Here is a 21,806-nt window from a genome sequence, read left to right as displayed (position 1 = left end):
TTGCATGTTCTACTTCTATTTATCTGAAGTTATAGCCAATTCCTAACTGTAGTCCGACATCAGTATCATCTACAAAAGCAGCATTTACACCACCTGTTAGCGTAAGTTTAGAACCGAGAGGAATGTCTACACCACCTGTTAACAGTAATCCAATATCAGTATTAGCATTAGCTTCAATTGCTACACCAGCACCTATGTAAGGAGATATACTATAGCTTCTGTCACCTACTGAACCTGCTCTGCGGGGAGAAAAATCTAAAGTCACAGGAACTAGAAATATTGTATCGTCCCCAAAGATCACCGATGGTCGCACTGATAGATAGTTTGTCAGACCAAGTTTGCTGATCACTGTAAAGTTAGTGTCGCTCAGAGCTGTATCGTTGCCGCTCAAACCAATGTTACCACCAACTCCGATATAGCTTCTGCCACCACGAGTAGCTCTACCTACGTTAACATCAGGTGTCCCATTTCCTGTTGGTGGCTGATTTAACTGACTGATATTAACATCAGGCGGAATCAGGACTTGGTTAATTGCATGGATAATACCATTGCTAGCTTTCACGTCCGCCTGGAGAACTCTGGCATTATTCACCGAGACTTGACTGTTAGCGGAATCGATTTTAACATTTACAGGTCTTCCTTCATCGGTTGTCAATTCCCCTGCCGAGAGTTGACTAGCAGTTACCGCACCAGGAACCACATGATATCTCAAAATCTTAACTAACGCTTCTCTGTTCTCTGGTTGCTGTAACTGTTCTAAGGTAGCAGCAGGTAAAGCAGCAAATGCGTCATTGGTGGGAGCGAAGACTGTATAAGGGCCTGGCTGTTGAAGAATATCTGCTAGACCAGCTGTCTTCAATAAAGAAGTCAGAGTTGTAAAAGAACTACTGGATGCCGCTAGGGAAACAATATCAGTACTTGTAGGAGTTCCAGCTACAACGTACTGACTAGCTGGAAGATTGCTAGCAATGGGTTGTAACCGTCCTTGTTTAACTAAAGCTTGATATAAAAGTGCTGCTGCTTCAGCACGAGTCAAAGACTGTTGCGGATTGAGTTGTTTTACATCTGGATAGTTGACAACAAGATTACTTACTGTCGCTGCTGCCACACTGCCAACAGCATACTGTGGGATAGCTGAGGCATCGTTGTAGTAAGTAGTGAGAGTACTTGTATCGCCACCAGTTAAACCTAAGCCACTACTTAAAGCAACGATCCCCTGTACTCTCGGAATTTCTTGATTTGGTCTAAACACGTTCCCAGGATAGCCTGCCAAAAATCCAGTTTCGTAGGCGTTTTGAATTGCCGCAGCCGCCCAGTAGTTAGCAGGAACATCACTAAATCCACCCGCACTTAATTGCCGGACTCGGTTTTGGTTACTGAAAGCTTTTTGAATCAAGGCAGCAAACTCAGCACGAGTCACAGGCTGATTTGGTCTATAAGTGCCATCAGGAAAGCCACTAATCACGTTATTCTCAGCTAGGGCTTGAATGAAGGGACGCGCCCAATAATCTGAGGAAACATCAGACAGGTTAACTGTTGAAGTCGGTGATGGTGTCGCAGGTGATGGTGTTGCAGGTGATGGTGTCTCAGGTGATGGTGTCGTAGATGGAACAGGAGTTTGAGATGAAGCTGGGGCAGAAATTACGATGGGAGTTATTGTAGCAGCTGTCATTCCCAGAACTAGCAAAGCAACCTTTGTTGATGACCAACGAGACAAACTAGACATGGAAATATCCTCTTTTCAATTTCTTGGGTTGATTATGTGAAAAATACTGGATGCAAGGTTAAGTGAATACAAATATCTGAGATGATTATTTGGTTCGCCTCGACATGAAAACCAGAAATGAAACCTGTTAGCTCTGGAAAATTAAAATTCTGAACATTATGAGTAGCTGCTTTGATATCTCATAACGTTTATCCTCATGTGCACCACACATAGTATCGAATTCCTATTTTTTTTTAAGAACCGCAGAGCATACTAAAAATAAGCATGGCTCCTGTGGTAATATAATATGTTGCAACAATAAAGAGAATTAATGCAAGTAGGCGATTTTATTCAGTTCTAAAATTGCAGTCAAGCACTAAAATCATTGGCTTTTAATAGCCGTCTCTTTATAATTGCCGAGGAGGGTTAATGCCGTCAAACTCAATGTATCATGATCTTTAGCAATATTTAAGAAATAAAATCAATCTTGGCGATATGGTGTATTGTTAATCTTTTATCGAAATTATACAACTAACTCAGGGCTGGATTTTGAAGAAAAACTTTCACTCTTTAGATAGTTGTCATTGATGGTAAATTTTCAAATACTAGACTGGAAATTAGCGATCGCAATCAAAAATTTCGAGCCTGATTGCCCCAAGATTTTTGCCTAGTAATTATTTTTTTACAAAAGACTATTTTATAAAAGGGAACCCAAAGATAAAATAGGATTTTTGAACGATGGCTAATCTGTATAAATTTTGCTCACAACTCCTCTGGAGGTAAGGCAACAAATCCGGTTTTTAGTCCGCGCTTGAATCCTGCTTTTTCATAGAAGTGCAACGTCTCCTCGTTTTTTGAGCCACTTAGAAGCATCACTTTATAGCACTGTTGCTGCCATGCTAAAGCTAAGGCATAATGTAACACTTTTGTACCAAATCCCTGTTGTCGAAAATCGAGATGGGTGACAACATTTTCAATAATGCCGTATGGACGTGCGCCACGCGTCAAGTTGGGAACAATGGTTAAATTACATGTTGCTACTAGCTGGTTATCAACATCAGCTACAACGTAATACAAACGGGGATCGTGTAAAATCCCATCCCAAATAGATTGTAAAACATCATCAGCAGGTAAAGGCGCATCGATAGGATTTAGGTGGTTATATAAAACCAAAAGTTGGGGAAGTTCGTCGCGTTTAATTAGGCGAACGGTAATTATCGGTTTAGACAAAGCTGTATCAAGGTAATTATTCCAGGAAGTATGTTTGACAATTTCAAATGTCAAAATTAGGGGAATGTCAATTCAGTGCGAGCAACTCCAGCACGTTCATGACGGGCTAGGAGTTTAACTGTACTACCTGAAGGGGCACGCACCACCCATTCAACCTTCGCCCGATCTTTGGTAGGATCGCTGTGCCGTCTAATGGGAGTTGAAGGCTTGTAGGCTCGTCCTTCTAATTGACCTAACTCTTCACGAAGCTTACCCGTTACCAAAGTTCCCCCAGGAGGCAGTTCAATTTCACAGATACAGCCCCGCACCAGCTTTTTTTCTAAGGCTTTTTGGGTAACATTAGTGGGCAACCAGCCTGTATTATGCACAACTAATTGCACCCGATAAGTATCATCACCCAAGCTGTGGATACTGGCTTTGTAAATTTCTAAACGCGGAGATATTAATAGATGCCAAACTAGCCATTCTGGGAAGAGGGCTATTTCTTTCTCCAGAAATTCAGGGGGTGGATTTGTCCAAGCGTACATGGTATCCCAGCCGCCTAGTTCAATTTGACCGAGTTGAGGATGCTCGAAGGGATACCAATCTACGTAGCCTTTACCTGCAAGTTTTTCATCGTTCCAACGCAGCAACTTCAGGTCATCTTCTATAGGGTGTTCTCGTTGCCAATCGATGTATTTATAATCATTAATTCCAGCTTGGCGCTGCGGACTCCAGACTTCTACTGTCCAGGCAAATAGACCTTGATATTCATAAGCCCAATCGTCAAATGTACCTGTAATTACCTCTTTGGGGTCATAGCGGAAATCATGAAAGGCGGAGATGGCTGGGTATTGAGTAAGTTCAGTACCTTTTGCGCCAATGCGTTGATAGGTGCGGAGGTCATTGACGGGGAATTCGTCATCGCTGAGGTGGGTGTAGGGACGGATGAGAACACCGCTAAAGGTATGAAAGGCGATCGCTCCTGTAATATTAGGATGTGTAGTGATAAATTGAACTAGCGATCGCACTTCTGTTTCAGATGTCGGATAAGGGCCAGCCCCCGATTGCTCAGATTCTTGCCGCCACAAAAATGGAAAATTCCGGTTTAAATCTAGTCCTTCTTTAGAAGGCTGAATTTTAATCTGAACTCCGTCATAATTTTCGATATTTCCTTCTGGTAGTACGCGATAATACTGACCACCTGTTTCTGTTGGTTCGCGTCGCACCAGCAGCCGTGGTTCAGTCGGACAAACTTTCCAAGCCCCATTGTCATCGGGGATTCGCATCAGCAAAATCCGACCATCACCATCGATATCTTCCATCACTAACCCGTCGTTGCCTTCCTCATCATGGGGATAGGGACGAGTAGCGGAGCGAATAAATTTCGGTTTGTCAGCCAATGCCAACTCAGCACCATCAGGATTAACGCGGGGGCAAATGTAGAAGGTGCGGGTATCTAAACAACGGGTAATTTCTGGGTGAGTACCGTAAGCTGTCACTAATGTTTGCAATAGGTATAAACAAACACTTGACGGTGCTAGTTCAGTGGCGTGGATGTTCCCATCAACCCAAAGGGCAGGTTTTTCTTGATGTGCGCCAGTGGCAAAGTTGCTAACTGTTAATACCCAGATGTCACGTCCTTCGTAACTTTTGCCAATGCTTTCTATGCGTACTAGTTGGGGAAATTCCTTCGCATAACTGTGTAGAATGCGCGTTAAGTCTTCATAACGATAGTATTTATCAAACCGAACATCTGGCATAATAAACCCTTCAGTACGAATTATTTTAAACCTATTGCCGTTTCAATTCTTGTATCAATAGCTGACAACGCTTACTAGCCTCTTTAGCTTGTTGTCTGAACTGTTTAGCTTGTTCCCGATCTGTCAAACACACTTCAGTTGCTTTTTTACTAAATTTTACAGCTTGACTACTGAGTTCTTTGATCCGAGTTTTTAATTCTTCAATTGTTTTCATTTCTACTCCAATTCTGAGATGATGATTTCTAAATTTTCGACTTCTTCATAAAGTCTATCTGCTCGACTAGCCAACAAACTAGCATCGTCAAAATCATTGTTCTCTATTGCTCTATCATGAGCTTCATATAATTCTTCAATGATCTTATGTAGTTCTGCGTAAGCTTTAAGTAATATATTTCTGGTTTCTGATTTCATATTTATTTTGAATCTTCACTCCTGCCAGAAACTTTCAGACCACAGTGAATTAATACAATTTTTGTATATAATTAAACTAATTTACTGATGATTGAACTTTTAGAAAAGTGAAGCTAAAAATAAGTATTTAGCTAATTTTATGGCTAGAATCAAAGTTTCAAAAGATTAATTCGGCTTACCCGTAATCGTGAATGCTGCCCAGTAATAAGGATGATTATAAAGATTTTTATCTGATGCCATTTTACTATTTCTATATAGTTGTGTCGCTAAATAAGTTTGAATTCTTACTTCTTCTGGATGCAGATTATTCAAAATATCTTCATACCATTTTGTTAGTTCTCCAGCAGTTAGTTCTTTTAGCCATCGTGTGGCTTCCGCTAAGGCAGTAATTGCAGATTTATTAGGCTGTAATCGTCGGTAAAACTCGATCATCACCAAGGCACTAGCCGAAGATTCTACACTCCAGAGAGTACTCACTACATGAGGTACGCCCTGAGTTACAAAACCACTGACTAAACTTACATATTCGCTGCTGATAGTGTAGTTGTTAGTACTTAAATTTTCACACGCAGAGAGGGTAATAAGGTTATAACTATCTAGATTTTGTTGGCAGATTTCATCTAGAGTAAGTCTATCTTCACCCGCTAATGCTAATTCTGATTTTTTCGGTTCAGCTAAATTATTAGTAACATGACCCGTAAAATGCAAGATATTATAATTATCAGATAGGGCATTTTCAACAATACTTTTCGTAGCTTCTGTCCCCTGAATTCGTTGGATATTATTGAACATCTGACTAACAATTTCAGACTCCAATTTGGCAAATTTCAGTGTGGGATAACCTGTACTTTCAGGATGTTCAACACTCAGTAAGAACTTATTTTGCCACTGCCAAATATCCTCAGTTCTGATTGATAAACCTATTTGGGCGCTAGGTAGATAAGTGACACTGAAATTTGATTCCACATTCGGTAACTCTTCCGAATATGGGGAAGAAAGATGGAAAAGTGTATGAATGGGCAATCTGTACAAGTCACGATGAGGAATTAAGACAAGTTGGGTAATGCCTTCGAGTTCTTGTGCAATTGTGGCAATATTCAGGATTTCATACAGTTGCAACAGCTTCTCTTCCATCTCAACTCGCCAAGAATGATGACTTTTACTTTCTTTGTCGTGGGCTGTGCTGCGATATTCTTGGTATTGTTGATGCCAATCTTCTAGCCAAATTTCAAATTCAATTAGGCGTTGCACTGCTTCGGGTAGAGGCAATTCATTGAGACGGATAGCGTCTTCTCCTAAAGGTAATACCCCAGCATCTTGCATGGGTGTAAACAGGAGAATTGGTGATGGCGCTTGGTCTTTGAGAATGAAAGTATGTAGGGCAACTGGACTAATATGCCAGTAAATAATTGCTGTTGTGGGATTGAATAGTTGTTGAATTGCGCCATAGTAAGGCGAGTAAATATTATCATTCCAGCCAGAAAGCAGCCAGTTTAAACAAGCATTTTTACCTTGTTCGGCAATCTCCCAAGCTTCTACTAAATCGCCCGATTCCACAGCTAAATCAACTGCCAATTGATCGAAGCCGGCAAATTTTAAAGCTAGCTGTTTTTTACTTTCATCTGAGCGAGTTTCTTCACTCAGTAATTGTCGCAATAAATCTGTCCCACGTTGCAGCAATTCTTGAACTTGTGTGGTTTGTCCCAAACCCATCAACACTTTGCTTAGAGATTGTAAAACCTCTAAATGCAACTGGGGAAAATATTCTAATGTCAGGGTTAACAGCGCTTGATGGTACTCAGATGCAGCTTTGCGCCAATAATCGCGCGTGTTGGTATGTTTTTTACCTTCTTCGTAGTAAGTATTAGCGATCGCAAAATGCAATCTACCCCAACCTTCTGGATGGGTATCTGTTCGCAGATGCCTTAACCCTTCCTCATAACTGGCTAATTTTCCTTCGTAGCCGCCCTGTTGTAAGGCAGGATTTGTCGCTATGATATTACTCGACAAGTTCAGCAATTCGTCATAATTCACTAAATGACCGATCGCAGTTCCCCGACCAATCCAAGCTTCCCAATAATCTTGTTTAATTTGCAAAGCGTTGTCATAACAAGCGATCGCTTCAGCAAATTGTTCTAAATGAAACAGTGCTATTGCCTGATTATACCAAGCTAAATGGAAGTCGGGTTTAATGGCGATCGCTTGTTGATAGGAGGCGATCGCTTCTTGTCTCCGTCCTAAGTTGTCTAATGCTATACCCCGGTTGTACCAAGCTAAGTAGAAGTCGGCTTGAACTGAAAGTGCTTTATCCCAGGAGGCGATCGCTTCTGACCACCTGCCTAAATTAAACAGCACTACACCCCGATCTATCCACACTTCGTGGTAATCTGGGTTAATTTCTATAGCTCTGTCGTAAGATATAATCGCCTCGGCAAATTGTTCGCTGACAGCTAGGGCTATGCCTCGGTAATACCAGTTTTCCTGGTCTTCTGGTTGGAGTTGTAGCGCTTGGTCATAACTAGCAATAGCTTCTGGTAGCCAACCTAATTTCAGCAGTGCCAAACCCTTGCTAGACCACGCTTCTTGATAGTCTGGCTTGATTTCTATAGCTTTGTCAAAAGAAGCGATCGCTTCTTCAAAGTATCCTAATTCTCCGAGAGTTCCACCTCGGTTGTACCAAGCTTTGTAAAAGTCTGGTTTCAATTCTATGGCTGTTTCATAAGACGCGATCGCTTCATCAAAACGTTCTAAATGGAACAGCGTTAAGCCTCGATTAAACCAATATTCAGAAAATTCGGGTTGCATTTCAATGGCTTGGTCATAAGATGCGATCGCGCCTAGCAAATCGCCTGTTTTCGCTTGCTGAAGACCTTGGTAAAACCACCCTTGAGCGTGGGTAATCGGATTATCGTTATGCCGCTCAATAATACCAGGAGAATTACTGCTTTGAACTGCCAAATCTGAAGCAAGTTGCTGGACTAAATTGGTACTTTGATCCAACTTCACCCACAACTCATCTAAAGTATTAGCCACATTTGGCTCTAAATTCGTCAAAGTGTTATCCCAGGTTTCCACCGAGGGAGACGTTGCTAATTCAGTCTTTTGTCTCGTAGAAAGGAGATTTGCTGGTGTTGTAATTTTAACAACTTCTTCTTCGTCGAACCGAAGTTGGGTTAACAAGCTGATTGAATCTTCCGCTGCCGGCAGAGGGATATTTTCTGGTATTGTGGTTTGGGCGTCTTCACTTTCATATTCTGATACCAGTTCCTCGAAGTTTTTGGGCGATGTCTCCTCAAAAGAGGCAGTTTGAGGTGCTGACGTTATTGGTTCAACATCTGGCACATCATATTCCCATAATTGTTCGCCAAAGCTAACGATTAGCTCTTGTCCAGGAGAAGTTGGGATAATTTCTTCATCGATTGTAGTTTCGATTGCATCTGGCTCATCATACTCCCATAACTGCTCGCCCAAATCGCGGATCAGTTCTTGCCCAGGAGTAGTTTCGATTACATCTGGCTCATCATATTCCCATAACTGCTCGCCCAAATCGCGGATCAGTTCTTGCCCAGGAGTGATTTTTACATCATCTTGTGCCTGATTGTCAGGGTAACTTTCTATTTCTGTAGGTAAGTTTTGCATTAGCCGAATGCCAATGTCATAAGCAACTTCTCCAATTCTGCCAACACCAAGTTCCCCCAATTGCACCATCTGTGTTGCTAAAAGAGGATTTGGTGTAGGTGAAGCTAGTAAGCTTTCACCAAACATCACCAACCAGTCTATCCAACGTTCAGCCGGAATGCGATTTTCGATCCGTTGCAGATACCTCAATGCCCACTGTCGTCCTCGTGCTTGATGCACGCCTTCTAACAATTGGATAAACAATTGTTCCAGATCCGCATTGGTTAGTTCTGGTGGTACCCCCACCAGATTGCGTCCTCTCGCACCCTTGAGAGAAGTATTCTGTTTACTTGCAATGAGGCGCTTTAAAAACCTTTTAAGCGACTGCGATATCCGCCTGAGCATCTGCCACACTCTTGGATTTTGTTTTTCTAGATTGTAGCCATCGTTGTCTTAAAAAAATCATCAATTACGTAAAAACCCATTAGATTCGGACAGCGCTTCCGTAGCAGGTTAGCAAAAAATATACAAATCTTCAAGAGCATAGCATTACAACGTAACAATTCCCAGATTTAACTCTTGAATTTAACTCTCTCCAGCAGTTAATTTTCAGTTTGCTCTGTAGTCGATTGACCAGCAGGATATAACTGACTAATTAATGCCTGGACAAGCACTTGTGGATCGTCTGTTTCAACGGCAAGCTGTTGAGCAATTTGCTGACGTAAATTTTCATCCTCCTGTAACATTACAAACAACTGTTCTAGAGTGACAGTTTGGTATTCTCCTTCTGGGAGGTTCTCTGGCGCATCTGCTGACTCTGATACTGAGGCAGCTACCTCAGAGGGCAAAGAAGTGCTAAAAGCATCTGGCCCTTCATATTCCCAAATTGGTTCGCCTTCATTGCGTGTCAACAACTGCATCCCGATATTATAGGCAACATCTCCAATTTCTCCGACGCCTAACTCACCCAATTGCACTAACCGCGCCGCCATTTCATTATTCGGTGTCGGAGATGCAAGCAATCTGTCGCCAAAGCGCCCTAACCACTCAACCCACTCTTGAGTTGTGATGCGATGTTCGATATTATGCAGCCACTTCTGTGCCCATGCTTCCCCTCGTGCTTGATGTACTCCTTGCAACAGTTCGTTGAAGAGAAATTCCAGATCCGTATCGCTCAAGGGTGGTGGTGGTTCTTTTTCCACCTTCCCCCTAGATTTTGAGGTAGTCTGTTTTCCACCAAACAAGCTCTGAAAAAGCTTTTTGAGCCATTGAAATAGCCGCTTGAGCATCTGCTGCACCATCGAGTTTTACTTTATCTATAAAATTGTAGCGATCGCACTGGACTATGGCGTTAGTTCAGTCAATAAAACGTATAGTCATTTGTCATTAGTCATTAGTCATTTGTCAAGAGTTATTCTTCTCTGCTTCCCAGTCTTCTTTAATAGAACAAATGTACTAAATGATATGCTATAATTCCCATACATTGATGTTGAAATCATAGTAGAGGATAAGCTCTGGTTGCTTGCTTTCCTGAGTGCCAAAATTTACGGCATTAGTTGAGTGCAAGAGCTATGGCAACATCGATAAATAAAGCCAGGTACGAGAGTTTAAAATAATTGAATCCTCAACTCGACTCGGTGCTACTAATTAACGTTGAAAGGCATTGAAGTCTATATTTCCATGTCTTACGAACCCCTGCACCACAAATATCGCCCCAAAAGTTTTGCTGAACTGGTGGGCCAAGAGGCGATCGCCACCACCCTCACGAACGCGATCGGCACATCTAAAATCGCCCCTGCCTACTTATTCACCGGGCCAAGAGGTACGGGGAAAACTTCTAGTGCCCGGATTCTGGCTAAATCCCTCAATTGTCTCAAAGGCGATCGGCCCACGGCTGAACCCTGCGGCGTGTGTGAGGTTTGTCAGGGGATCGCTAAGGGGTATGCCTTAGACGTAATTGAAATTGATGCCGCTAGTAACACTGGTGTCGATAATATCCGCGAGTTGATTGAAAAAGCCCAGTTTGCTCCTGTCCAGTGTCGCTACAAGGTTTATGTAATCGATGAATGCCTAACTGGAGATTCTCTGGTTTTGACTGATGAGGGACTTCACAGAATTGACGATCCCAAAATTAAAGGCAAGAAAGTACTGAGTTACAACGACTCATCTTTTAAGTGGGAATTCAAGAAAGTTGTCAGGTGGTTAGACCAAGGAGAACGGCAAACCCTGGTTATCAAGACAACTAACCGAGAAATTAGATGTACGGGTAATCATTTAATTAGGACAAATCAGGGATGGCTACCAGCAAGGGACGTAAAAGAAGGAGTGAAGATACTATCCCCTGTGAATAGGGAGCTGGAAAACCTCTCTCCTTTTAGGCTACGGTGTACACACAAGTCTGAAACAGTTCACTCATCTGAGTTTAAGCGTAAGTTTTACCCCTCCCTAACCCTCCCCTTGGAAAGGGGAGGGAACTATATTTCTAGTTTCCCCCCTTTCCAAGGGGGGATTAAGGGGGGTAATTCGACTTGTGTGTACACCGTAGCCCCTTTTAGGGGAGAGACTTTGAATTCTTCCTATTCCTTAGTAGAGAAGGGGGCTGGAGTTTCACTTGACGTGAAAAGTCAGGTGAATGTGGATGTGGCATCCTCATGGATTACAAGTTTGGAGACAGTCGAATCTGTTCACCTCGCTGGAGTTGAGCGAGTCTATGACATTGAAGTAGCAGATAATCATAACTTTGTGGCAAATGGGCTTTTGGTGCATAATTGCCATATGCTCAGTACCCAGGCATTCAACGCGCTACTAAAGACACTAGAGGAACCACCGAGACACGTGGTTTTTGTATTGGCGACAACAGACCCGCAAAGGGTGTTACCAACAATTATTTCGCGCTGTCAAAGGTTTGATTTTAGACGCATTCAGTTAGAGGCGATGGTGAAGCATTTAAGTGCGATCGCCTTTGAAGAAAACATTCATATTTCACCCGATGCTGTCACCTTGGTAGCCCAACTTTCTCAGGGGGGATTACGGGATGCCGAAAGTCTACTCGATCAATTGGGTTTATTAGCAGGTGAAGTGACACCAGAGCGAGTTTGGGATTTAGTGGGTACGGTAAGCGAACAGGATTTGCTAGCGCTTTTAAATGCGATCGCTCAAGATAAACCGGAAGCAGTTCTAGACTGTACTCACTACATTTTAGATCGTGGTCGAGAACCCCTAACTATTCTGCAAAATCTCGCTGCTTTTTACCGCGATTTACTCATAGCGAAAACAGCACCCAACCGCCACGATTTGGTTGCTTGTACTCAACAAACTTGGACAGCGCTGGTTGAGTTTGCTCAATACTTCGATATGAGCGTGATTTTGGCGGGACAGAAACACTTGCGAGAAGCTGAAGTACAAATTAAAAATACCACCCAGCCACGTTTGTGGTTGGAAGTAACATTACTAGGATTGTTGCCTAGTGCGACGAATATTCAGCCACAAGCCTCAAGTGTCGCACCACGAGTTAATACACCTGCTGTATCTCCAAGCTATCCTCCAGTCGTTGCCCAAAATCACCCAGTTTCTTCTGTACCTTTAGCTGAATCGCAAACAAATCATAATTCTGCATCTGCCAATCATCAAGCGGCTGCTCAAAATCAGCTCGTCACTTCATCTCCCCCAGAACCACAAACAAATCATAATTCTGCATCTGCCAATCATCAAGTGGCTGCTCAAAATCAGCCCGTCACTTCATCTCCCCCAGTTGAACAGCAAACAAATCACAATTCTGTTGCTAAATCAGTTTCACCACCAACCCCAGAACCTGTTGCTGTTCCTGTACCACCTGCGAACATGGAACCAGTAACTTCAGAAGTTGTTGACGAAGCAGAATATGACTTAACTCAGATTTGGCAACAAGTGCTTGCCAACCTCCAGCCAAAATCAAGGCAAGAAATGCTGCGTCAAATGAGCCAACTCATAGAGTTTGACGGTGTTGTGGCTCGAATTGCGATTAAACAGGCATGGTATGACAAGGGTAAATCTTATCTACCGATGATTGCGGCAGCTTTTCAGCAGACTTTCCAGCGTGAAATCCAGATAAATATAGAAAAAGGAATTTCTTCAAACTCTACCTCAGCTAAAAAAAATCCTCCGCCAAAAGATTCTACTCGCGTTCAGCAACCGCCAACTCCCAGTTACAACCAGCAAATTTCGCCTCCAGCGCCAGCACCACAGCCAACTAATCCACCACCAGCACCGACAGCAGCAAAAAATGGAAATGGTGTAAATGGAAATGGCGTAAATGGAAATGGGGCAAATAGAAACGGGATAAATGGAAACGGGATGCAAACTTTGCCTCCACCCCCAAAACAAACACCCGCACCTGATTGGGAACCAGACGAAGTAGCGATCGCAGCTCAACGTGTAGCAGAATTTTTCAATGGACAAATTATTCGTTTTGCAGATGATTTCCCAGAATTCTCCGATTCCATAACTACACCAGAATGGGTAGAGGAGGCAGACGTGGATGATGAATAAGGGACTTCCAAGGAATAAATTACTCAACAAAAATCAGAAGACGACATTCAAACAATAATGATAATCATTATGATGAAAGAGGTGGCGTAAGCCTAAGCTAGCCTAATCTTATTCTCAACAAGCAGCTGATTTAATCACATGGATAAAACCGCAATAATTCACTTCGATGGCGGCGCTGTGCCCAATCCAGGCAAAGCCGCTGCTGCTTGCATTATCCAGCTAGGGCAAACACACACCTTTAGCCGATATCTCGGTGAACCAATCAGCAATAATGTAGCGGAGTATTGCGGATTGCTTTTGAGAGTAGAAGAAGCACTGAAATGGGCGTAAAACAAGCCAAAATCTACGGTGATAGCCAGTTGGTAGTCAAACAGTTAAACGGCATTTACAAGGTAAGAAAACCTCGTTTACAACCGCTTTATGAGGAAGCGCGATCCCACTGAATCAAAATTTGTCAAGTACGAACTGATTTGGATACGGCGCTCAGACAACGCCTTGGCTGATGCTGCGGTAGGTGAATGTATCGGGAGGGCTGGCAACTAATACATAATCTTCGTTCGTTAGCTCATTGCAGAGTTGAGTAAGATTATCAGTGTCTGCCTCGTAGAGATAAGCCAGTGGTTCTTCATGGGCATCGACCAACGTGAGTCCATAACGCTTGGCGATCGCGCGCCTTTTATCTCTATCCGAAGTTTCTACGAATTGGACAATTATATCTGAGGTGGTCGCAGGCATTTTTCCCTTATAGATTGTTGTCGCTATCTATTATAAGCGCTTAGTCAACGTAACGTTACGCTGACTAGCTTGGGAGTATGGAGGAAGGAAGGTCAAAAAGATTGAGCAATGGGAAAGATTACCAAGCGAACCTCAAAAAGCCTGGTTTGGATTTGTTGCTTAAGGGACTTTCAGTTAAAAAAAGCTCCCTTTGTAGGGGCGCAAGGCCTTGCGTCCCTATAAATGTAGAAATAATTTTGGATAATTTATTTTTTGTTAGTCTCTAAAAAAAAATGCAAAATTATTTTTGGTAATTTTGCATTTTTAATTTTTAATTTTTAATTCCCCAAAGGGGCTATTCCCCATTCCCTGTATGCAAGGTTTTCACCCATTTCAGGCGCTTTGGTCTTACCGACATCCGGGCAGTAGTACTGCTCATGACGACTAACCAGTGCAACATATATAAACTGCCACGTAGGGTTTGCACCAGCATCGTCAGATATGTAGAAAGTGGGAATTTTTGATCTTGACGTACCCGCTTCAGACCTGTAAACATCCCTACCATCGACATAGAAATGGACAAACCTGTGATCGGACTTAACATTGGTGGACGATGACGAGCGATCGCCATTAATAAATCTGGGACTGCTGCTGTCGGTAAGATATACATAATCAGCATAAAAATCAGCAAATCCCAGCTTTTACGCGTTCCCATCCGGTTTTTGAGAATTAAATCCCAATAATCCAAATAGCGCTGATAACCGCCTTCTGCCCAACGGTTGCGCTGATGCCAGAGTGAAACTGCATTTGTCACTCCTTCTTCTTGCACTGCTGGATGGAAAACACACTCAATATCCCATTTATCCAAATGTAAACGGATTGTCAAATCCAAATCATCGGTAATGGTTTCTTCATTCCAGCCACCGCAGCTTTCCAAGGCTGAACGCCGGACAAATTGACCATTGCCCCGCAGTTCGCCAATGCCACCAAGGGCAGTCCGCTGTTGCTGAAACCAGGTATCAAGTGCCATTTCGGCCATTTGACCCTTAGTCCAAAAGTTTGCTTTAGCGTTGGCGATCGCTTTTCGCACCTGCACCGCCCCCACATTTTCTCTTTGAAATAAAGGTACTACCTGTTGCAGCAAGTCTGGTGTTACCTGGGCATCAGCATCAAACACTGCTATAATATCGCCCTTTGTCAGCGGCAATACCTGATTCAACGCCCCCGATTTGCCACCAGTAGCTTCTGCTGAACGCCTTAGTACTTTTAGCTGGTCGTATTTCTGTTCGAGTTCCGCTAATAAATGTGGCGTGCTATCACTGCTGCGATCGTCAATTATCCAAATTTCGTACTGCCCACCTGGATATTCCAGATTACAAAGATTTTTGACTAATTTAGCAATTACCGCTTCCTCATTTTTCGCAGCCACTAGCACCGAAACAGAAGGTAAATCTCCCTGTATTTCTTTTGGATAGCGACGGGATTTTGTAAACACCACCACCAAAGCATGAAATCCTAGAATGGTGGTCAGTCCTAGAATAAAAATGGAAGCCCAAGAAACTAAATGTAGAGCGATCGTGCCACTCCAGACGATAGTCAAGACTAGAGCTGCTTTGCCTCTACGACCTTGAAACCGGGATGGTAGAGACATAGAATCTGTCTCTAACACTGACTCCTCGTCTACTGATAGGTCAGACAACAAGGAGTTGAGCGGATCGAGCTCTTGATAAGAATCTTCTTCGGGCCAGGAATTCGCTGGCATAGGTTAGGTTGCTTGATTCAAAAACCACTATTTGTCTACAGTTAGTAATTTTACGGACAAATATCCCTAAGCTACTTTTTCCGGTATTAATCGGAATGGGCAAACTGCAATACCCGCTATCCCTAAGCCAAAAGCCGCTGGGACTAACTTTGTTGTCACCGCCACTGTGCGTAATTACCTCATATTAACCGCGTTTACTACTCTTAGACAGAAGCTTGATTCCTTTGATAGCCATTTCGGCAGGAAGCTTGTAGAGTCGGACTTTCTCCAATGAGAACTCCGGTTTGGGTAAAGTAATAGCAAGGTAGCAGCAGCTTTTTGTTGGGAAAAACTGCAATAACGGCATCCACCACTGTACAGTAGGGATTTTTCGTGTTAACGTTCCCAGATTCGCTAACAGTTAATGCAGCATCATTGTAACCGAAATTTTAATATTTCTTAGTAGTAACTTCATTTATTAAGCATGGGGCATGAGGCATTGGGCATAAGGGATAAGTCTTTGAACTCTACTCCTCTGCTCTCCAGTCTCCCAGCCCCTATTTCCTATGCCCCATTCCCCATTCCTACTATGTGCTTTAGACACATCTTTGGGGAATACTACTAACATCCACTAATATCCCCAGTTGCTAACTAACTTGAGGAATATTTAACTATGTCTATTGAGCAACTCCAGCCTGCAACTCAACAACAAGCCAGTGTTTACTTACCTTATGTTCAGGGCGCTAGGCGCAATTTCTTACCCTATGCCATCAGTCTTTATCAAAAAGGGGTCTTGGAGGGACATCGGAAGATCGAAGCCAGCGAACATGTCCCCTTTGTCGCCTCCTGGAATGTTGCTACTTTACCGTCAGACTTAACCCGTTGCCGAATTCAGTTTGATGGCAATGCCGAACTGAGTTATGAACTGATGATGGCTAGTTTCGAGTTTATTAATTTTTTAATTGAACTTATGGATAACTATAAACGTTATCGTATAACTGATTTTTCACAACCGTTTTACCGCAAGCTATTGCGTATAGATGATTGATTAAACTCAGCCGGATTTGCAAAAGTCCGGCTTATTTTAAATTGATAGATAAATAAGTTCGTAGTAAGGACTTTAGTCCTTATTCTCTCAGATTATTTGCTAACAAGGCGCTGAATTGTAAATATCAGCGCCTTGTTAGTTTTGTTACAACAGGCTTTCAGTTTTAAAACGTCTTCGTAAGTCTGCTGTCTTTTCTTCTTTTCAGAACGATACCAAAACTAGCAACCATCAGAGTTCCGAGAAGGCTAGCTGGTTCTGGAATAGAAGTTTCATTTATAGGTACTTTGATTCTTAAATTTGCCAAACTAGCGTTAGTTATGGTCAAAGATGTTACACCTGGAAAACCTGGGATATCGGACTGGAAATCAAAGACCGTGGGAGTTAAATTTCCATTGGGATTACTATATCGCTCTCCATATCCACTCACTTCAAAAGTACCTTGATATTTCTTTCCGGTATCTGGGTCGGTGACAGTACCAGTGTAAAAAGCTTTTGTCAGATTAAATTCATCTTGAACTACTCCTTGAAATGTAGTTCCTGGCAATTGTCCCTGGTAAAGAAAGGTAGTCAATTGACCACCAGAAAGAACCGGCGATGTCAGAACACCATTAAACGAGACAATCGGAATACCTTTAAAGTCAACAAAGTAATGCAGACTTCCATCGGAGCGTGTTTCTACCTGTAAATAGTCTGACTGGTATACAGGAACATAATTAGGATTATTATTAGTACCTAAGTTCCGGTAATAAGTTCCAGTATTATCCGTATCAATACGAGTAATACTGTTATTGAAATTGGGATTATTTCTGGGAAGTTCGATAGTTCCTGATAATGTGCCAGTGCTTTCAATTGTGATGAATTGAGCAGCAATTGCACTTGCTCCACTCATAGCGATCGCGACTGCTGCAAGACAACTGCTGCTAACAGCTGCAAAACCTAACTTAATCCCTAATGAACTCACTTTCATTAACAACTTTTTCCTTTATTTGTCGATAGTAAACACACCTAATATGCTGAGATTAATTGCAAGTTTACCTCATGCATGATTTATTATTCCCAAGCTAGTAATGGAAATTTCATCGACAAAAAAAGTCTTATCAGTTGCTATTTTTAGCAAAACAGAATAAAGGCGTCAGAAGTTAGAAAACAGACATGAATTTTGTGCGACTGTTGGATGAATTCAGGGGTTTAACACCTCAACTCAATCTGCATATTTAGTGTTAAACAAAACAGTGGCAGGTCTGAATCCCCCACTGATAGCGAAGCGTTAGCGAGTCATCGAGCGTCTTCATTCTGACCGGAGGCGGAGCGTCTTCGGCTCCGCTCCCGAATTTAGAATAGCTGAATTCTTCTTCATATCGCAAAAAATCAGTGATGTTGGAGTGTTTTGACGAGCAAAATTTTGCCACTCAATTTGCAGGTAGCTTTCAAAGTAGCAGTAATTAACTAATTAAGTTAGTTCATCTAAACTAGAGAGGACTGATAACTGTTGATTTTCTTGTTTCAATCGTTCAACATGAGTATTATTGAAATGCTCACTTTTTTTGAGATATTGTTGGAAATATAAACGATATAATTCACACGCAGGAGTACTGCGTAGGCGTAGCCCGTCGTAGACATCGCCTTCTAAATTAATTAGCCCTATACTTTGTAATTTATATGCCAATCTTGGCTCTAATTTTACATAATTTGTAGTATTAATCACTTCATAAAAAGCATCTCCCAATTCTGGCTCATCTCGAAGTGCTATTACATACTGTCTTAGACACTGGTTATAGATTCCGGCTTCTGTGGGTGCCTGTTGCAATAACTGCCCTAAATCCCCTTTTAATCCACCTTTACCCACAAGGTGATACAATGCCAATCGCACCAAATAAGGATTTCCTCCCACCATTGCCATTAAACTATCGGCATCTTTACCATCTGTCCAATCCAAGCCGTGACGTTGTGCTAAGTCCTGCACTTGCTCTTTCGTAAAGGAAGGTAAATTAATTGTCAAACCAATATTAAATGGCGATCGAGTCAGTTTTATGGGAACAAGAATTTCCGTTGAATAAACTAGAACCAGACGCAATTTTTGCCAAATTTCTTCCCTTTTGGCTTGTTCGTGCCACGATCGCACTAATGGTAGGAATTCTCTAGCAATTTCCTGATACTCAAATACCCAATCCACCTCATTTAATACTAAAACCAGGGGACTTGAGAGCGCAGCCAGTAAATATTTTTGGAAATAGATAGAGCAGCTGACTTTGCTACCCATATTTTCATCCCAATAATCATTGAGTTTTGTTTCTAGCTGTAACTCCCGACTAACATTCGCACAGAACCAGTGCAAAAATTTATCCAAACTGGCAAATACTGCTTTGTCTGCTTGCTGAAAGTCCAAAGTTACGGAGCGAAAGCCTTGCTTGTTAGCGCGTGCAAGCAACCGCAAAACCAGAGAGCTTTTCCCCATCTTTTTGGGTGCTTTGATGCAAATTACACTCCCAGGTTCAGCCATTTCTGCGTAAGCGAGTTCTTCAATTGGCGGGCGAGGGATGTAAAATCTGGAATTAAGAGATACTGGGCCACTAGGAAATTCTAAGGATGTCGCTGTGGCGGCTCGGTTGAATTCTTTAATTAATTGCTGATGCGCAACGCTTTGAGGGTGATTTTCTAAAGTCTGGCGAAAGTTGGATTTATCTATTGGTTCTTTGTAAAAATTACTCAGTACTTGCCATAAATGAGCAGCGATTTTCTTGACACGTTCCTCGCCGTAGTGCGCTTCACTGGCTATGTTGGCGTAGGTTTGTCCTTCCCACGAAGAACGCAATATCAACTCTTGGAGCGTCGTTAAACCGGTTGCTTGACTGGCTTTTAGTAGCAATACTAGTTCATCTATAGTCATTACTCATTGAGTCTATTTCAGTATGATCTTTTCTCACACCATTAAGCTTTGGAAGTCAATGTCGGCTGCCTTGTATGCATAGCAGCCAGCCGTGACTCAAAAAGCTACAAAAAAGCCTTGACAATTTTTGCATCCTGAAATTATTTAGCGTGATTCAATCATAGAATTTTTTTTACAAACTTTTCGGGCTTTTTAGGTAATTATATGTGACTTGAACTACTTTTTTTAGACATATCTTAGAATGTAGATGCACAACAATGTAGCGATTTTTTCTAAAAGATTGCTATTGCGATCGCAACAGAGGTTATACTCGTCCGTTTACTTTTTTCTAAACTCCATCCCAATTTATGATATGGGCTGATATATCCCTGACCTAAGCTACAGCCTTATAAACCAACTAGGCAATTTGTCCATAACTGAATCGTCAGGGTGCTAAAACAGCGTAGAGAGAAAGCTACAGAATATCTTCCTCATCGTACCAGCAGCTATGCATATCCAAGAACCCGCTACCCATGAATCAGAAGCTCCACTTTCAGTACAAGATTCTCAAAGTTTCCCAGAAACCAAAGACTTATCTCTAGAAAATTTAGATCCTTGCCAATGCTCACAAGCCGCCTTACAAATGGCATTAATCGCTAGTGGCTTGGGGTTGTGGGATTGGAATCTGGTAACTGACAAAACCTATTACGATCCCCAGTGGAAAAGTATTCTGGGATATAAAGTAGACGAAATCGACAACGATTATAAATCCTTTGAACAACTGGTACATCCACAGGATTTACCAAGAATTCGTCAGGTATTGCACGATTATCTCCAAGGATGCATACCTGTGTTTGAAGTCGAATTGCGAATGTTGACTAAATCCGGGGAGTGGAAGTGGATTTTGACTTGTGGCAAAGTATTTCAGTGGGATAAATTCGGTAAACCAGTGCGGATGGTGGGAACGCACAAGGATATTAATCAGGATAAGGCGATGTCTACGACGGTCACTGAGCGCAGCCGAAGTGCGGGCTGCGCCTACGCTACTCAACAATACCAACTATTTGAACAACTCCAAACAGAAATTGCGCAACGCCAGTCTAGCGAAGACCAAGTTAAGGAAAAATCACAGCAGCTAGAAACTACTCTCGATGAACTCAAATATACCCAAAAGCAGTTATTGCAGAACCAGAAAATGGCTAATCTCGGTCAACTGGTGGCGGATATGGCTAATGAAATTAACAACCCCGTTAGCTTTATCTCCGGCAATCTCCATCCTGCTAGTAAATACGCTGAAGATTTAATCAGAATTATTGAGCTTTACCAATATTGCTATCCCACACCTAGCCCAGTTATTGCCTTACATTTGCAACACCTTGACCTTGGTTTCGTGAAGACAGACTTTTTAAAATTACTGTGGTCAATGCGAGCCGGTTCTGAGCGCGTCAAAGATATTGTTTTCGCTTTGCGGAATTTTTCCACCTCTGACGAAGGTCAAATGAAAAAGGTTGACCTGCATGAAGGATTTAATAGTGTTCTCAGGATTTTGCAGCATCGTCTCAAAGAAAAACCTGATAGAGCAGAGATTAAAGTAATTAAAACCTTTGGTGAATTACCTTTAATTGAGTGTTATCCTGGTGAACTAAATCAGGTATTCATGAACATCTTAAGTAATGCCATTGATGCTTTAGAAGAGAGGATGAAGCATGATTATTCTTTTACTCCCAAAATTTTGATTCATACAGAAGTTGTTAGCAGTCATTTATCATTGGTCAATAATCATGAATCTTGGGTAAATGACAAACTACTAGGGAAAAAACACAAAGTTATCATTCGCATTTTTGACAATGGCAAAGGTATGCTTCCCCATATCCAAAAACATATATTTGAACCGTTTTTTACAACCAAGCCAGTAGGCAAAAGTCAAGGACTAGGGCTATCAATTAGTCGGCAAATTATTGTTGAAAAACATCAAGGTAAACTTAAGTGTAATTCTCAATTAGGTCAAGGGACAGAGTTGGTGATTGAGATGAATACAACAGCAAGACACTATGCCGCGATTAGAAAACACGCCAGCGTTTAGATAATGAACTTTGGCGAGGAGGTGTTAATTTTTGCAAGTCGATGCATTAACAAGGCGGCCCCTGCATTCACATATCTGATACTAATTCAATTAATGATTGCAACACATCCTTGGGTAAAGA

16 protein-coding genes are annotated in these 21,806 nt (G+C 42.1%); 5 read left to right on the top strand and 11 right to left on the bottom strand.

What is annotated here, in order from left to right; translation table 11 throughout:
* Positions 1 to 19: 19 nt before the first annotated feature.
* The 7 genes from V7K45_RS09545 to V7K45_RS09515 form a co-directional block, all read right to left on the bottom strand.
* Entirely contained in the window at positions 20 to 1,726 is a 1,707-nt protein-coding gene (locus V7K45_RS09545) for a fasciclin domain-containing protein (RefSeq protein ID WP_335002687.1), read from the bottom strand.
* A 741-nt stretch (positions 1,727 to 2,467) separates the two neighbouring features.
* Positions 2,468 to 2,989, bottom strand: coding sequence for a GNAT family N-acetyltransferase (locus tag V7K45_RS09540; RefSeq protein WP_335002685.1), 522 nt, complete (start codon positions 2,987 to 2,989; stop codon positions 2,468 to 2,470).
* 2 nt (positions 2,990 to 2,991) lie between these two features.
* Positions 2,992 to 4,677 (bottom strand): M14 family metallopeptidase, encoded by a 1,686-nt coding sequence (locus tag V7K45_RS09535; RefSeq protein ID WP_335002683.1) that lies wholly within the window; start codon positions 4,675 to 4,677, stop codon positions 2,992 to 2,994.
* A 31-nt stretch (positions 4,678 to 4,708) separates the two neighbouring features.
* Positions 4,709 to 4,891 carry a hypothetical protein gene (locus tag V7K45_RS09530; RefSeq protein WP_335002681.1) on the bottom strand — a complete coding sequence of 61 codons (183 nt, stop codon included), beginning with the start codon at positions 4,889 to 4,891 and terminating at the stop codon, positions 4,709 to 4,711.
* A 2-nt stretch (positions 4,892 to 4,893) separates the two neighbouring features.
* Positions 4,894 to 5,088 (bottom strand): hypothetical protein, encoded by a 195-nt coding sequence (locus V7K45_RS09525; protein WP_179065490.1) that lies wholly within the window; start codon positions 5,086 to 5,088, stop codon positions 4,894 to 4,896.
* A gap of 165 nt (positions 5,089 to 5,253) precedes the next feature.
* Positions 5,254 to 9,111, bottom strand: a complete 3,858-nt coding sequence (locus tag V7K45_RS09520; RefSeq protein ID WP_335002679.1) for a CHAT domain-containing protein — start codon at positions 9,109 to 9,111, stop codon at positions 5,254 to 5,256.
* Between the two features lie 197 nt (positions 9,112 to 9,308).
* Positions 9,309 to 9,995: a hypothetical protein gene (locus tag V7K45_RS09515; protein ID WP_335002810.1), complete on the bottom strand. Its 687-nt coding sequence runs from the start codon at positions 9,993 to 9,995 to the stop codon at positions 9,309 to 9,311.
* A gap of 391 nt (positions 9,996 to 10,386) precedes the next feature.
* Here V7K45_RS09515 and dnaX point away from each other — a divergent pair, with 391 nt between their 5' ends.
* The 3 genes from dnaX to V7K45_RS09500 all read left to right on the top strand — a co-directional run bounded on the left by dnaX (position 10,387) and on the right by V7K45_RS09500 (position 13,676).
* Positions 10,387 to 13,233 carry a DNA polymerase III subunit gamma/tau gene (gene dnaX, locus V7K45_RS09510; RefSeq protein ID WP_335002676.1) on the top strand — a complete coding sequence of 949 codons (2,847 nt, stop codon included), beginning with the start codon at positions 10,387 to 10,389 and terminating at the stop codon, positions 13,231 to 13,233.
* A 138-nt stretch (positions 13,234 to 13,371) separates the two neighbouring features.
* Positions 13,372 to 13,563: a hypothetical protein gene (locus V7K45_RS09505; protein ID WP_335002674.1), complete on the top strand. Its 192-nt coding sequence runs from the start codon at positions 13,372 to 13,374 to the stop codon at positions 13,561 to 13,563.
* Entirely contained in the window at positions 13,554 to 13,676 is a 123-nt protein-coding gene (locus V7K45_RS09500) for a hypothetical protein (RefSeq protein WP_335002672.1), read from the top strand. The genes V7K45_RS09505 and V7K45_RS09500 overlap by 10 nt, the downstream gene beginning before the upstream one ends.
* 40 nt (positions 13,677 to 13,716) lie before the next feature.
* Here V7K45_RS09500 and V7K45_RS09495 read toward each other — a convergent pair whose 3' ends face one another.
* Both V7K45_RS09495 and V7K45_RS09490 read right to left on the bottom strand, forming a co-directional pair.
* Complete coding sequence (locus V7K45_RS09495; RefSeq protein ID WP_335002670.1) at positions 13,717 to 13,968, bottom strand: hypothetical protein; 252 nt, start codon at positions 13,966 to 13,968, stop codon at positions 13,717 to 13,719.
* A 334-nt stretch (positions 13,969 to 14,302) separates the two neighbouring features.
* Positions 14,303 to 15,709, bottom strand: a complete 1,407-nt coding sequence (locus tag V7K45_RS09490; RefSeq protein ID WP_335002668.1) for a glycosyltransferase — start codon at positions 15,707 to 15,709, stop codon at positions 14,303 to 14,305.
* Positions 15,710 to 16,361: 652 nt separating this feature from the next.
* On the opposite strand from V7K45_RS09490, the gene ebsA reads away from it, so the two are divergent.
* A complete protein-coding gene (gene ebsA / locus V7K45_RS09485) occupies positions 16,362 to 16,736 on the top strand; it encodes a type IV pilus biogenesis protein EbsA (protein WP_322678892.1) in 375 nt (124 codons plus the stop codon).
* Between the two features lie 163 nt (positions 16,737 to 16,899).
* On the opposite strand, the gene V7K45_RS09480 is transcribed toward ebsA, so the two are convergent.
* Together V7K45_RS09480 and V7K45_RS09475 are read right to left on the bottom strand one after the other, a co-directional pair.
* The gene (locus tag V7K45_RS09480) at positions 16,900 to 17,703 is read right to left on the bottom strand and encodes a PEP-CTERM sorting domain-containing protein (RefSeq protein ID WP_335002664.1); all 804 of its coding nucleotides are present in this window, start codon (positions 17,701 to 17,703) and stop codon (positions 16,900 to 16,902) included.
* A gap of 483 nt (positions 17,704 to 18,186) precedes the next feature.
* Positions 18,187 to 19,623, bottom strand: a complete 1,437-nt coding sequence (locus V7K45_RS09475) for an AAA-like domain-containing protein (protein WP_335002662.1) — start codon at positions 19,621 to 19,623, stop codon at positions 18,187 to 18,189.
* A 487-nt stretch (positions 19,624 to 20,110) separates the two neighbouring features.
* Between V7K45_RS09475 and V7K45_RS09470 the strand changes: the two genes are divergently transcribed.
* Positions 20,111 to 21,685, top strand: a complete 1,575-nt coding sequence (locus V7K45_RS09470) for a PAS domain-containing sensor histidine kinase (RefSeq protein ID WP_335002660.1) — start codon at positions 20,111 to 20,113, stop codon at positions 21,683 to 21,685.
* The last annotated feature ends 121 nt before the right edge of the window (positions 21,686 to 21,806 follow it).

The organism is Nostoc sp. (assembly GCF_036917375.1).
Lineage (GTDB): Bacteria > Cyanobacteriota > Cyanobacteriia > Cyanobacteriales > Nostocaceae > Nostoc.
This window is presented reverse-complemented; position numbering and strand designations above follow the sequence as displayed.